Consider the following 14,713-nt stretch of genomic DNA (forward strand, 5'->3'; position numbering starts at 1 on the left):
GTCGGTCGCCGTGACGGTGAAGCTGTGCGAACCCGCACCCAGCGGCGTGGTCGGCGTGAAGCTCCAATTGCCCAAAGCGTCCGCCATCGCCGTGCCCAGCAGGGTGCTGCCGTCATAGACCGAAATAATGGCATTCGCCTCGACCCCGAGTCCCGACAGGGTAGGCGTCGCATCGTCCGTGATCCCGCCATGGGCGACAGGGCCGAGGATCGACCCGGCATCGTCGGCCACCGCCGCTATCGACGGCACCGCAGGCGGCGTGGTGTCGAGGCCGGTATTGACGGTCACTGCACCGGCAAGCGAGCTATTGCCCGCGGCATCGGTCGCAATCGCGTTGACGACCGTTCCATTCGCCAGCGGGGAAGCCAGGGTGATGCTCCAATCGCCCGAGGCGTCCGCGGTCGTGGTCTCATCGAACACGCCATCGCCATCGGTGTCGAGGTCGATGATCGCGCCGGCTTCCGCGATACCCGATAGCGTGGTTCCGTCGGAGGGGGCCAGAATCGGCGCGGCCGGAGCGCTGGTGTCGACGGTCAGCACATAGGCGGCAGACGCCGCGCTGACATTGCCTGCCGCGTCGGTCGCCGTGACGGTGAAGCTGTGCGTCCCCTCGCCCAGCGGCGCGGTGGGCGCGAAGCTCCAGTTGCCCGAACCGTCCGCGCTCGTCGTACCCAGCAAGGTGCTGCCGTCGTAGACGGAGACAATGGCATTCGCCTCCACGCCCGTTCCCGAGAGGGTCGGAACCGTGTCATCCGTGCTGCCGCCATTGGCGATGGGGCCCAGGATCGCGCCGACATCATCGGCTACGCCGCCAATTCCGGGAATGGCTGGAGGAGTCGTATCCAGACCTGTATCGACGGTCACCGTATCGGGGGTGGAACTGTTGCCTGCCGCATCGGTAGCGATGGCGGTCACCACCGTTCCATTTGCGAGCGGCGATGCCAGGGTAATGCTCCAATCGCCCGATGCGCCCACCGTCGTCGTCTCGTCGGATATGCCGTCACCGTCGGTATCCAGAGCGATGGTCGCTCCAGCCTCCGCAGTGCCCGATATTGTCGTGCCGTCGGTCGGGGCAAGCACAGGCGTTGCCGGAGCACTGGTATCGACGGTCAGGACATAGGCAGCCGATGCCGCGCTGACATTGCCCGCCGCGTCGGTTGCTGTGACGGTCAGGCTATGCGTTCCCTCACCCAGCGGCGCGGTGGGGGTGAAGTTCCAGTTGCCCGAACCGTCCACCGCGGCCGTACCCAGCAGCGTGCCGCCGTCGTAAACGGAGACGATGGCATTCGCTTCGACGCCGGTTCCGGACAGCGTTGGCGTCATGTCATCCGTGCTGCCGCCATTGGCGACAGCGCCAAGGATCGCGCCGACATCGTCGGCTACGGCGCCGATGGTCGGAATGGCGGGGGGCGTAGTGTCGAGTCCGGTATCGACAGTCACCGTATCGGGCGTGGAGCTGTTGCCAGCCGCATCCGTGGCGATGGCGCTGATCACCGTACCGTTCGCCAGCGGCGAAGCCAAGGTGATGCTCCAGTCACCCGATGCATCCGCGACCGTCGTCGCATCGGACAGGCCGTCGCCATCCGTGTCGAGATCGATGGTCGCCCCGGCCTCCGCCGAGCCCGAAACCGTCGTCCCGTCGGTAGGCGCGAGCAGCGGCGCAGCCGGGGCGCTGGTGTCGACGGTCAGGACATAGGCGGCGGACGCCGCGCTGACATTGCCCGTCCCATCCGTCGCCGTGACGGTGAAGCTGTGCGTCCCTTCCAACAGTGGCGTGGTGGGCGTGAAGTTCCAGTTGCCGGAGGTGTCTGCAACGACTGTCCCAAGCAAGGCGCCGCCGTCATAGACAGAGACGATGGCGCTCGCCTCTACCCCGCTTCCCGACAGCGTCGGCGTCGTATCATCCGTGCTGCCCCCATTGGCGACAGGGCCGGTCGTCGTGCCGGCATCGTCGACTACAGTGCCCACCACGGGGATCGCAGGCGCAGTGGCGTCGACCACGACCGTCGCAGGGGACGATGTGTTGCCGGACGGATCGGTCGCAACGACCTCCACCGTCGTGCCGTCGGCAATGGGTGTCGCCGGCACATGGCTCCAATTGCCTTGGTCATCGACAGGAACCGTCGTGTCGATAGTGCCGTCGCCATCGCTATCGATGCCGACAGTCGCGCCGGGCTCCGCCGTTCCGGTCAATTCGGTCCCGTTGCTCGGATCGACGAGCGGAGCGGCGGGGGGCACGGCGTCAATGTCGATGCTGGCAGGCGCGGAGCTGTTTCCCACCGCATCGGTCGCAACGGCCGTCACCGTCGTCCCATCTGGAATCGGCGTCGAAGGCGTATAGTTCCAGTTACCGGACGCATCGGCCGTGGTCGTCGCATCGACGTCGCCGTCGCCATCCAGATCCAGCCCGATCGTGGCCCCTGCCTCAGCCGTACCGCCGAGCGCCGTGCCGTTGCTGGGATTGATCACCGGCGCCGGCGGAGCGGCCGCGTCCACCGTCACGCTGGTCGATGGCGACGCATTGCCCGCCGCATCCACTGCCGTAACCCGCACCGTCACACCATCGCCGATGGGCGTGGCCGGCGTATAGCTCCACCGGCCGGCATTGTCAGCGGTGGCCGTCGCATCGACCGAGCCGTCGCCATTGACGTCGATGCGCACCGTCGAACCCGCTTCCGCAGAGCCCGACAGGCTACGGCCATTTGTCGGCGCCACGGTCGGCGCTGCGGGGGGCGTGCTATCCACAGCCGTCCCGCCATCCGACCCACCCCCGCCGCCGCCAGCGGCAGCCGCGACGCCGATGCCGGCTGCCACCGCCCCCAATCCCGCCAGCAGGCCGCCGCTCAGGCCCCCCGCAGCGCCTGCGGGGGCGAAGGAATAGCTCAGGGCTTCGGTGGTCGTGTCGGTGGGCAGATAGCAGGCTTCGCTGCCCAGATCGGTCAGCCACTGCTGCCCATTGCCTGGTTCGAGGAAAATAAGGTCGGCAATGTCTCCCGGCGGACAATTGAAATAACCCTCCAGCCGGACCGCCGTACCGTCGGCAAAATGCAGGATCAGATCATCCCCTTCACGCTGCATCGCCGTCACCTCGCTGCGCGCAGCCGTCACCTTGATCGCTGAGCCGCCCTGGGCCTGGATCACGGCATTTTGTTGCTGAACGACGTGGGTTTGGGTCGCACCCGTCTGACGAACGGTGATGTCGATGCGCTTGTCCATGGACTACCTCCCTTGCAGAGAAGGTCGAATTCCAAAGATAATAGAAAGTTCCACTACAGTTGAGTAAAAACTTTTATGTTACTTAATATTACTTATTGTTATTTTTTATTTACAAAATTGACCATATGTTTATTTTTCGGCATTATATTCAATATATTGCCTTACACATATTCATTTTTTATTTATATAAATCCGATATTGAAATATTATAACAATTTTTCCAATTTATTTACTATAGTTTTCGCGAGATGGTCAGGTAATCAAGATTTTCTCTTACATTTACGGCAAGTTCGGAATGTAGCCGTCGGCAATGTTGCGTTTGACACCTGCACACACGCCATCGCGAGTACCGAACAAAAATATGGCGGAGCCAGGATCGCACATCTCGCAACAGCTCTGCCAAGGCGGAATGAGTGGCGGTTTTTCCCGTAGGCGAAAGACAAAACTTGCTGTAAAACAATGCAAAATCACAAATCGGACAGACATGCCGGTTTTCCCTTCATGATGCCCAAAAGGAGTTTGGAGGGAGTTTCGCGTGAACAAGCGCTTCGACCATCGCGCGTTCACTCTAGCCAAGGATGAGGCATGCAGCACTCCATCCAGAGAAACGCTCATGACCGTGGCCAGCTTCACCCAGGATGCGACTTTGGCAGAAGTGCTCGGCGAGGAATTGGAAGCGCATTCGATCGCGCTGTCGCATCACATGACCCGCGACCGCATCTTGCCGCAGATGGCGGCGGCGTCCGTGGACGTGGCGATCGTCGACGATCATGACGGCTGGAGCCGGACGCTCTCGCTCATACAATCTCTCCGCGCCGCGACGCCGGTGGGCATCATCCTTCTTTCCGAGCGGACGGCCAGGGACGATCGTCTTCTCGCCCTGTCACTGGGAGCCGATCACGTCCTGGCCAAACCGCTCGACATGGCCGAACTGCTGGCCATCCTCCGCAACATGTCGCGTTTTGCGGCAGCCGGACGGCATTCGCCCCGTGTGGATGAGGAAAATGACAGTTGGACGCTCGACCATGTGCACTGGCGCCTCATCGCGCCCAGTGACGAAGGCATAAACCTGTCGACGTCCGAATTCGCCGTGCTCAGCCGGCTGATGCACAATCCCGGCATCGAACAGCCCCGCGAACAGCTCGCGCAACATCTTCATGCCCGCAGAAGCGCCGGAAACATGCGGGCGCTGGACGTCCTGATCTCCAAGCTGCGCGCCAAGGTCGAGCGCGAAACCGGACGGTCCCTGCCGCTGCGTTCCGCCCGCGGCATCGGATATGTCTTCGTCGGCGCCGTGACGGCATCCAGGGCAGCCCAGCTTCAGGCCCCTGCCGACAAAACAGCGAACGGCTATGTCCTCCGGACCGACGACAGGTGATCGCAATCTTGCGATCCATCGCTCTGCGCCGGCGTGATCGATGCACGACAGGGGCGGCCGTCAGAGCCGCCCCTGTTGCGGCAATGCCTTAGAGCCAATCGACATTCAGCCCTGACGGCCTGCAAATGACGCTTTTCCGTGCTTCCGGTGCTCACCTACTTGGAGTAGGCTGCGCTTCGGGTCACGAAAAACGACCATTTTCGGCTCGTCATCTTCTGAATGTCCATTGGCTCTAGGGCGCCTTGGCTGCTTCGGCCGCGGCGAGCACCCTCAGGACATTGCCGGACCAGATCTTCTGGACGTCCGCCTCGCTATAGCCCGCCTTGAGCAGGGCGGCGGTGATCCGGGGCAGGTCGACCACATCCTCCAGCCCGACGACGCCGCCGCCGCCATCCCAGTCCAGCCCGATGCCGACATGGTCCGGCCCCACCACCTTCAACGCATGGAGCATGTGCGCCATGAAATCGTCGAAGGTCGCCCGGTCCGTCTCCGGATAGAGCCGGTCGATCTCCTGCCGCTTCGCCAGCAGTTCGGCGCGCTTTTCGGGCGACAGCTTGGCATCCTCGCGCAACTGGCCGAACAGCGCCTTCAGCGCTTCCTGCCGCTGCGGGTTGGGCTTGGATGCGCGCAGATAGGCGCCATAGGCGTTCATCTGGATCACCCCGCCCTTTGCGGCCAGCGCCTTCAGATGTTCATCGTCGATGTTGCGCGGATGGTCGTAAATCGCCTTGCACCCGGAATGGGTCAGCAGCACCGGCGAGGTGGAAAGCGCCAGCAGATCGTCCAGCACCTGATCGCTGCTGTGCGACGCATCCGGGACGATGCCGAGGCGGTTCATCTCCTTCAGCAGTTCCTTGCCCAGCGGGCTGAGGCCCCCATAGCGCGGCTTCTTCGACGGATCGGTCGAACTGTCCGCGAACTGGTTATGCGCGAAATGAGCGAAGCCCGACACGCGAACGCCCATGTCGTAGAAGGTCTTGAGCAGCGACACGTCCTCGCCCAGCGGGTAGGCGTTTTCGATGGACATGAAGACGACCCGCTTGCCGGACGCCGCAATAGGCGCGGCATCCTTGGCCTCCAGCGCCAGCGTGAAATTCGCCGGGTCCGCCGCGACCATCTCGCGGATCGAGACCCCGCGCAGCAGCGCAAAGTCGCGCGATTTGCGGAACCCTTCCTCCGTCAACGGTCCCTGCGGCGTGTAGATCGCCCAGAAACCGCCGTCGAGGCCGCCCTTCTTCATGCGCGGCAGGTCGACCTGGGTATAGTCGCTATGAACCCCATGCTCCTCCTCGATCGACCAGCCCGGCAGGTCGAGCGAGGCAGGCGTATCGAGATGACTGTCGAGCGTCAGCATTTTCTGGTGAAGCTGATAGACCTTCTTCGGCACCTCCTGCGCCTGCACCGCAATGGGGAGCAGCGCCACCAGCGCCGCCCCCGCCATCATCCTTTTCCGCATCAAATCTCGCCCGAAATGGTGAACTGGAAAGTGCGTGGGGACAATGGCCGGAAGAAACCGTCGCCCGTCACGGAAGAGGAGATAAAGGACAATCTGTCTTTATCGAAGATATTATCGACGTTGAGCCGTGCCTTGATGCTCTTGAGCGGGCCGAAGCTCCAGCCGTCGCCGATGTCGACATAGGCGTTGAATACGGTGAAGCCCGGTATGCTAGATCCGGCCGCATTGGTAAATGTCGACCAGCGACGAGAGGTATATTTGCCGGATATGTTGGCGACCAACCAGCTTGCCGGCTCAACCGTCACGCCGCCGCTGACGATCCATTTTGCGCTGTCGGGGATATATTTATCAGCGATCAGGATCGGCGTGGCAGCCGGAATGTCATCCTTGAACTTGGCATTGTTGTAGGTGACGTTGAGATTCCCATAGGCAAGACCATCAAGGAAAGCGGGCTTGTAGGTGCCACTGAACTCCAGGCCATATGCACGAACGCGGCCAACATTCTGGAAGAAGGTTTCTGTGGCCGCACCGCCGCTGCCCGGCAGGATCGTGGTGATCGATTGGATGCGGTTCTTGAACTTCGTGTAGAAGCCCGCAAGCGAGGCGTAAAGCTGGCCCTGATTAGTGCGGATGCCGAATTCCATGTTGGTCGAACGTTCCGGAGCGGGCTGCGGGACCAGGGCCCCAAGCGGGCGGATGACGGAATAAATATCGTCCATTCCCTTGGGCAGGGCCATGTTTTCCGCGTAGGATGCGAAGAGCTGCGTGCGCCCATCCAGCTTATAGAGCACACCGGCCATCGGCAGGAACATATCCTTGTAATGGGCATTGTTGTAGCTGACGCCATAGCCTGGGACGAAACGCCCACTGACGGTGCGATAATAATCGTCGAAATCGCGATAGCCACGGTAGCTATAGTCAAGCATCAGCCCCTTGAAGCCCAAGTCGAGCACCAGCGCCTCATCTGCCAGCTTGAGCGTATCCTTCAGGAAGACCTGTAGCGTATCGCGCTGCGACCGATAGTCACGGCGCAGATAGACCAGTTCGTTCAGCAGAGGCGCACCGTCGGGAGCACCGTTGACCGTATTATAACGGGCTTGGGTGCGATGATATTTATCGGTCTCTGCCCAGACGCCAGCCTCGATCGTGTTGACCCCCATTTCCCAATGCAGCTTGGACGTGATGCCGTAGCGGTCGCCGCCTACGCCTGAACGGCCGAACTCGACGCCCCGCGGAGCTACCACAGGCAGGCCGACGGCGGCCTGGCCATTATAGCGGCTAAGCGAATTGGCATAGGTATCGGGCGACACGCCATAGCCGCCCTTGTCTTCCCAATAGAGCGTCGATTCCGCCCAGACGCCTTCTGCAATACCGGCATGGAAAGTAGCGCCATAAAGCTTGTCCTTACGCACATTGATGGCAAGGTTGTAAACTTGGGCATAGTTGGAGTTGGAGTAATAGACACCCGGCACTGTCGGCGCAAAGCCGGGGGTCGTATTGGGCACATTTTCGATATAGGCGAAGTCACGACCGCAGGCGCCGACCACGCTCTTCACAGTGCAATTATATTGGCCCCGCGAAATGGTAGGCGAGTCATAGTCGAAGAAGTCGTTCGACACGAATTTGAACCGCGCCCAGCTATCGCCGCCGAGGTCGGCATGGACCTGCGCCTCCCAATGTTCGCGGTCGACCGATCCGGGGCCGCGCCACAGGTCGCTGTCCAGCTTCGTGCGGCTGACATAGGCCTTGAACGGCCCCACCCGCCCAGTGCTCGCGCGGATGAAGGTGCGCTTCATGTCGAAGTCGCCGAAGCTTTGGGAAACGAACAGGCCCATCTCGTCCTGCGGCGCGATGCTGTTATATTGGACGACAGGGCCCAATGTCGAATAGCTGGGCAAGCCGACGTCGCCTGCGCCGATGGCGGCTTCCACAACGCCCAGATTCTCATTGTCGACATAGCGGAAAACCGGGCTGCCGCCGAAGGCGTCGCTGCGTCCCGTGGGAATGCCGTCCACCACGAAACCGATCTGATCGAGGTTGAAGGCACGGGTCTGGACGCTGTTGCCGAACTCGTAGAGGCCGAGAGCGCCGTCGGTCTGCACGTTGAAGCCGGGCAGTTGCTCAAGCATCTTCAAGCCCGAAATACCGGAGGGCGCCGACAGCAAGGCCTCACGCGTGACCGCCACCACATTGCTCACCTTATCCTCACCGATCGCTTCCGATGACTGGGAAATGCGGCGGCCGGTGACGGTGATTGTGCCGGCATCGTCTTCCGCATCGGGCTCCTGCGCCCAGGCATGGGATGAGACAAGACCGACACAACAGGAAAGCAGCAATGCGGCACGACGGACGGACAAGAACTTTTGCATAAATGGCTCCCTTTCGGCCCTTTTCGGGCAGTTATGGGCCGATCAGGCATGCACCGCGCACGGGGCGCAGTGCGACATCTCTCCACATGACGGACAGGCCGGACGCATCGCTGCGCCCAGCCGATTTCTCAGTTTTCTTGTGAAACGAAATGATGGTGGAAATCCGCCAGGGACAAATGAGTAATTCTCATTCCGCAACGAATTTTCATGCGCCGCTGTCCGCCGCATCCTGCCTTGCGCTGGGAAATGCGTCCTGCCCCTTCTAAAGCCTCACCCTGTTCAGGCGCAGCGCATTGCCGATGACGCTGACCGACGACAGAGCCATAGCCGCAGCCGCGATCACGGGGGACAGCAGGATGCCGAACAGAGGATAGAGCAGACCTGCGGCAATCGGCACGCCAGCGGCGTTGTAGATGAAGGCGAAGAACAGGTTCTGGCGGATGTTCGACATGGTCGCCTGACTGAGCGCCCGTGCGCGGACTATGCCGGTAAGGTCGCCCTGAAGCAGCGTCACTCCGGCGCTTTCGATCGCCACATCGGTGCCCGAACCCATGGCGATCCCGACATCGGCGGCCGCCAGTGCCGGAGCATCGTTCACGCCGTCCCCCGCCATCGCGACGACATGGCCCTCGCTCCTGAGCCGGGCGACCACGGCGCTTTTCTGGTCCGGCAGAACCTCTGCCTCCACCTGATCGATCCCCAGCCGCCGGGCGACCGCCTGCGCCGTGGTGCGATTATCGCCGGTCAGCATCACGACGGCGACGCCCTTCCCCCGCAGCGCAGCCAGCGCCTCCGCCGTCGTCCGCTTCACCGCGTCGGCAATCGCGAAGATGCCCGCGACAGTCCCGTCGACGCCGATGAAAATGGCGGTCGCGCCGTCATGGCGCAGGGCATCGGCCTGCCCGGCCAATGCTTCCGCCGAAACGCCATATTCTTCGAGGAAGCGGGCATTGCCGAGCAATATCCGCTTGCCCTCGACCATGCCGACCGCCCCCTTGCCCGTGGGGGAATCGAACTGTTCCACCTGCGGCGGCGCCAATCCCCGCGCCTCCGCGGCAATGACGATCGCCTGCGCCAGGGGGTGCTCGGACGCCCGCTCCACCCCGGCGGCGAACCGAAGCAGCGCATCCTCTTCAAAGCCTGGAGCCGCGACGATGCCGGTGAGCGACGGCTTGCCCTCCGTAAGTGTGCCGGTCTTGTCGACGACCAGCATGTCGACCTTTTCCATCCGTTCCAACGCTTCGGCATTCTTGATCAGCACGCCCAGCCCCGCGCCGCGACCGATGCCCACCATGATCGACATGGGCGTGGCCAGTCCAAGGGCGCAGGGGCAGGCGATGATCAGCACGGCCACCGCGACGATCAGGCCATGGGCGAAGCGCGGCTCCGGCCCCCAGATCGCCCAGGCGACAAAGGCGACCGCAGCGATCAACAGCACGGCAGGAACGAACCATCCTGCCACCTGGTCCGCCAGGCGCTGGATCGGCGCGCGGGATCGCTGTGCATCCGCGACCATCCGCACGATGCGGGCGAGCATGGTGTCCCGACCGACCTTCTCCGCCCGGACGACAAGCTGGCCGCTGCGGTTGAGCGTGCCGCCGATCACATGATCACCGGCAGTCTTGGTGACGGGCATGGATTCGCCGGTCACCATGGATTCATCGATGGCGGAACTGCCTTCCTCGACCAGAGCGTCGACCGGCACCTTCTCACCAGGGCGGATGCGCAGCCGGTCGCCGGGCATGACCCGATCCACCGCCATCTCCTCTTCGCTGCCGTCCGCGCGCAGACGCCTGGCCGTCTTCGGCGCCAGGTCGAGCAGCGCCCTGATCGCACCGGAAGTACGCTCCCGCGCCCGCAATTCCAGGCATTGGCCAAGCAGCACCAGCACGGTGATCACCGCTGCCGCTTCGAAATAGACCGGAACGGTCCCCTTCTCCCGGAAGGCCTCGGGAAACAGGCCCGGCGCCAGCGCCCCCACCATGCTATAGGCCCATGCCACGCCAGTGCCCATCGCGATCAGCGTGAACATGTTGAGCTTGCGCGTCCGCAGCGACCGCCATCCCTTTTCGAAAAAGGGCTGGCCGCCCCACAGCACCACCGGCGTGGCAAGCAGGAGCTGCAACCAGATGGAAAGGCGGTCGGACACCAGGTGATGGAGCGGCGGAAAGAGGTGCCCGCCCATTTCAAGCACGAACACCGGAATGGCCAGCAGCAGGCTGATGCGGAAACGGCGGGTCATGTCGGTCAGTTCGGCGCCGTCGCCCGCCTGGGCAACGGGAACCTCAGGCTCCAGCGCCATGCCGCAGAACGGGCAGGCGCCGGGATGGTCCCGCCGCACTTCCGGATGCATGGGACAGGTCCAGACGATGGCCGGCGCGTCCGTTTGCGGCACGATGTTCTTCCGATCCGGTTCGACAGCAGACATCAGATCCCGTTCCCTCGACCTTGCGCGACGATGCCGCGGCCCACGACTGTAGACGCCATGGCTGGATCGGCAGAAATCTCGACGGGCGGCGTCTGCGCGTCCATCAGGATAACTACGGACTCCTTCGGTCATGATATGATCTATGGGTGACGAAGAAGGCGCAAGGGAGGCTTTCCATGCAACAGATGGTCGCGATCCAGATCGATGCCCCAGGCCGACCGCTGCGTAAAGTCACCCGCGCCGTGCCCGAACCGGGTATTGGGGAACTGCTGGTCGAAGTCACCGCCTGCGGCGTGTGCCGGACCGACCTGCATGTGCTGGACGGTGAGATCCCGGCCCATTATCCGATCATAGCGGGACATGAGATCGTCGGCCGTGTCGCCGTCGTCGGGCCGCAGGTGGACGGCTTCGCCCCTGGCCAGCGGGTGGGCATTCCCTGGCTGGGGCATACATGCGGCCAATGCGCCTATTGCCGGACGGACCGGGAAAATCTCTGCGACGCGCCCCTGTTCACCGGGGCGACCCGGGATGGCGGCTATGCCACCCATGCGATCGCGGATGCCCGCTACTGCTTCGTCCTGCCAGACCGCTTTTCCGATGTGGAGGCCGCCCCACTGCTCTGCGCCGGCCTGATCGGCTGGCGCGCGTTGCGGCTTGCGGGCGATGCGCCGACCATCGGGCTCTATGGCTTCGGCGCGGCGGCGCATATCCTGGCACAGGTCGCGCAGGCGCAAGGACGCACCGTCCACGCCTTCACCCGGGATGACGATGAGGAAGGACAGGCTTTCGCGCGGTCGCTTGGCTGCGCCTGGGCGGGCGGCTCGTCGCAGCTTCCGCCGGCGCCCCTTGACGCCGCCCTGATCTTCGCACCCGTGGGCGATCTGGTGCCCCTCGCACTGCGGGCCGTTCGCAAGGGCGGCAGGGTCGTGTGCGCGGGCATCCATATGAGCGACATCCCCACCTTCCCCTATGCGGATCTGTGGGAAGAGAGGATGCTGCTCTCCGTCGCCAATCTGACGCGGGAGGACGGCATCTCCTTCTTCGAAATGGCAGGCCGGACCGACCTGCGCATCGTGACGGAAAGCTTTCCGCTGGACGATGCGGGCGAAGCGCTCCGCCGCCTGCGGACCGGCAGGGTGAAAGGCGCGGCGGTGATCGTTCCACCCCGGATCGCCTGACGCATGCCCGACATCGGCCAGCCCTATCTGGCGATGATCGCCTCCATCGCCATCGGATTGCTGGTGGGGCTTGAGCGCGGCTGGACCCAGCGGGAACTCGGCAAGGGCCGCCGGGTAGCGGGATTTCGGACCTTCGGCCTTATCGGCCTGCTGGGCGGGATGGGAGGATTGGCGCCCGACATCGTCGCGGCCACGCTGGGCATGGGAGTCGCGGCCATATTGACCGTCGGCTATTCGCGCAGCGCCGATCAGGAGCATCTGTCTGCCACCACAACGCTCGCCGGGCTGCTGACCTTCGGCGCAAGTTTCTGCGCCACGCGGATCGCGCCTGCGCTGGGTTTGGCCATCGGCGCGGCGACCTTCGCGATATTGAGCGCAAGGCAATCGATGCACGCCATGCTGCGGGGCATGGACGAGAGCGAGATAGAAAGCGTCTCGCGCTTCCTGCTGGTCGCGCTCATCATCCTGCCGCTGCTGCCCGATGCCGCCTATGGCCCCTATGACGCCTGGAACCCCCGGAACATCTGGATGGTCGTCGTGTTCGTGATGGGCCTGTCCTTCGCGGGCTATGCGGTGTCGCGCCGCTTCGGCCAAGACCGGGGCATATTGCTGGTGGCGCTGACGGGGGCCATCGTCTCCTCCACGGCGGTGACCGCCGACTATGCTCGCCGGCTGCGCGATGAGCCGGGCGCGCGGTCCCTGTTGTCGGCCGGCATAGCGGTAGCGTCCATCGTCATGTTCGTGCGTGTCCAACTGGTGGCACTCGTCCTCATTCCGCGCGCGCTGCCCACGCTAGCCCTGACCATGGCGCCCGCAACGCTTGTCGCCGTGGCTTTCGCGCTGGTGGCCTGGCGTCGGCATGGCGGAGCGGGAAACGGCATGGGGCTTTCCAACCCGCTCGGCTTCGGGCCGGCGCTCATGCTGGCGGCGCTGGTGGCGGGATTGTCGCTCGCCGCCCGGTGGGCGCTCGTGCGTTTCGGACAGCAGGGCATGGCGGTCGTGCTGACGCTGACCGGCATATCGGACGTCGACGCGGCGGTCATGACCATGGCCGGGCTGCCACCCGACCTGCTCGACGATCATGTCGCAGGGCTGATCCTGGGCAGTGCCGTCCTTGCCAACACCCTTGCCAAGGCAATGATGACCATGGTCATTGGCTGGGGCCATGGCGGCGTCAGGGCGGCCCTGCCACTCTTCGCCGCGCTGGTGGCGGCCGCCGTCAGCCTGACCGGGCGGGCAATCCTTTAAAAGATGCAACCTGTCCGCGGGAATGGAGGCGAGGCATGCTTCAGCACATGCCGCCAAAGGCCGGAGCCTAAAAACTCGCGGTCAGGTTGAAGGAGGTATAGCGCGTCCACTTCCCTGCCGTCGCATTGGGCGCGTCCCGCAGGAACCGCCCCTTGGCCAGCAGCAGCCCGTCGAATTCGAACCGCAGCCGCGACGGAACGATCCAGTAGCGGACCCGCCCTTCCACCTGATGGCCCGCGAAGCTGCCCGACCGACCGCTGGCGTCCCGCACCCCCGTGGAGGAAAAGGCATCCGTCCGCGACGCCAGCCACAAGGCGCGATAGGTCGCGAACCAGTCCCACCGCTTGTCGGGTGTCGCCTCCAGCCTGATGCCGGGCGTCACGATATTGGTCCGCGCCAGGGCATTGTACAGACCCGCCGGGGCAAGGTCCGCCCGGCGCATGCCGAACAGCGTGTCGAAGCGGCCCTGGCGCCCTCCCCGCCCGTCTCCGCTCGCCCGGTCGAATTCCAGCGACAGGCGGGGCTTCCAGGGTCCGCTGAAGCTGTAGCCGGCATCGACGTGCAGGAAGCTGGCGGCGACGGACTGGCGTGCCGCGCCGGGCGCGAGAGACGCGCTGACGCTGCCCGTCTGGTAAAAGGCCTCGACCTCATAGTCGAACCGTCCCGTTTCCGGTTCGCTGATGATGCGTCCACCGAATGTGTCGAGCGACCTGTCCCGCGTCGGCCGCCCCGGTTCGTCCCGTTCGCCCAGGTGGAAATAGGTGAGTTCCGCCATGGCCGGGCCGATCGCCTTGGCCTTGCTGACGATGCCGCCCCACAGCACCAGATCGAAGCCCTCATGATCGAACCTCACCCGCTTGTTGCGGACACCCTCCGCATCGTCCGGCCGCCGCTGCTGCGGCAGGGTATAGATGAAGACCGCCTTCACCCCGTGCGGCGCGGTCAGGTCGGCCCGCAGGCCGGTATAGCCATTGGTGGTGTTGCGATAATCGTCCGCAGCGACGAGCCGGCGGGAACCCAGGTTCAACATGAATCGCCCGGCCATCAGGCCAAGCTTGCTGCCCTTGCCCAGCGGTTCATCGATGTCCCCCGCGACATAGGCCTGAACGAGCTCCATCGCATTGATTTCATTGGTGGAGATCGGCGTGCCCGCGTCGGCGCCATAGGCCCTGCTGTCGAACAGCTCCGCCCCGGCCCTGAACGCGCCCGAACGGTATTCGGCCATGAGCTGTGTGCGGATGTTGAACAGGCTGTCCTTGCGGTCGAACCCTGCGCGGACCTGCCCCTCAATCTCCTCGACCCGCAGGCGCACGCTGCCGTTTAAGGCAAGACCGTCATCCTGCGCATGAGCAGGCCGCGCTCCGACGAAGGCGATTGCCGCCGCGCTTGCCATCGCCAAGGGAGAAGTCCGGATCATTGATATTCCTGTTTCTTCGAATC

General features: G+C 63.9%; 7 protein-coding genes and 1 pseudogene. 3 read left to right on the top strand and 5 right to left on the bottom strand.

Features of this window, described 5'->3' with window-relative positions; genetic code table 11:
• On the bottom strand, positions 1 to 3,216 hold a 3,216-nt coding region (locus tag A8G00_RS24860), incomplete at its 3' end, for an Ig-like domain-containing protein (RefSeq protein WP_146032612.1).
• A gap of 613 nt (positions 3,217 to 3,829) precedes the next feature.
• On the opposite strand from A8G00_RS24860, the gene A8G00_RS16770 reads away from it, so the two are divergent.
• Positions 3,830 to 4,594 carry a response regulator transcription factor gene (locus A8G00_RS16770; protein WP_103001206.1) on the top strand — a complete coding sequence of 255 codons (765 nt, stop codon included), beginning with the start codon at positions 3,830 to 3,832 and terminating at the stop codon, positions 4,592 to 4,594.
• Positions 4,595 to 4,826: 232 nt separating this feature from the next.
• On the opposite strand, the gene A8G00_RS16775 is transcribed toward A8G00_RS16770, so the two are convergent.
• The 3 genes and pseudogenes from A8G00_RS16775 to A8G00_RS16785 form a co-directional block, all read right to left on the bottom strand.
• On the bottom strand, positions 4,827 to 6,050 hold the full coding sequence (locus A8G00_RS16775) for a dipeptidase (protein ID WP_044661932.1): 1,224 nt from the start codon (positions 6,048 to 6,050) through the stop codon (positions 4,827 to 4,829).
• Positions 6,050 to 8,419: a TonB-dependent receptor gene (locus A8G00_RS16780; RefSeq protein WP_099185860.1), complete on the bottom strand. Its 2,370-nt coding sequence runs from the start codon at positions 8,417 to 8,419 to the stop codon at positions 6,050 to 6,052. The genes A8G00_RS16775 and A8G00_RS16780 overlap by 1 nt, the downstream gene beginning before the upstream one ends.
• A gap of 262 nt (positions 8,420 to 8,681) precedes the next feature.
• Positions 8,682 to 10,787 (bottom strand): annotated as a pseudogene (locus A8G00_RS16785) (copper-translocating P-type ATPase); the annotation flags it as partial.
• Between the two features lie 236 nt (positions 10,788 to 11,023).
• Here A8G00_RS16785 and A8G00_RS16790 point away from each other — a divergent pair.
• Together A8G00_RS16790 and A8G00_RS16795 are read left to right on the top strand one after the other, a co-directional pair.
• Complete coding sequence (locus tag A8G00_RS16790) at positions 11,024 to 12,025, top strand: zinc-dependent alcohol dehydrogenase family protein (RefSeq protein ID WP_367379460.1); 1,002 nt, start codon at positions 11,024 to 11,026, stop codon at positions 12,023 to 12,025.
• 3 nt (positions 12,026 to 12,028) lie between these two features.
• Entirely contained in the window at positions 12,029 to 13,273 is a 1,245-nt protein-coding gene (locus tag A8G00_RS16795) for a DUF4010 domain-containing protein (RefSeq protein WP_099185863.1), read from the top strand.
• 67 nt (positions 13,274 to 13,340) lie between these two features.
• Here the strand turns inward: A8G00_RS16795 and A8G00_RS16800 are convergent, their stop codons facing one another.
• Positions 13,341 to 14,690: an alginate export family protein gene (locus A8G00_RS16800; protein ID WP_172451893.1), complete on the bottom strand. Its 1,350-nt coding sequence runs from the start codon at positions 14,688 to 14,690 to the stop codon at positions 13,341 to 13,343.
• Positions 14,691 to 14,713: the final 23 nt, after the last annotated feature.

It is taken from the genome of Sphingobium sp. SA916 (assembly GCF_002894065.1).
Classification (GTDB): Bacteria; Pseudomonadota; Alphaproteobacteria; order Sphingomonadales; family Sphingomonadaceae; genus Sphingobium; species Sphingobium fuliginis.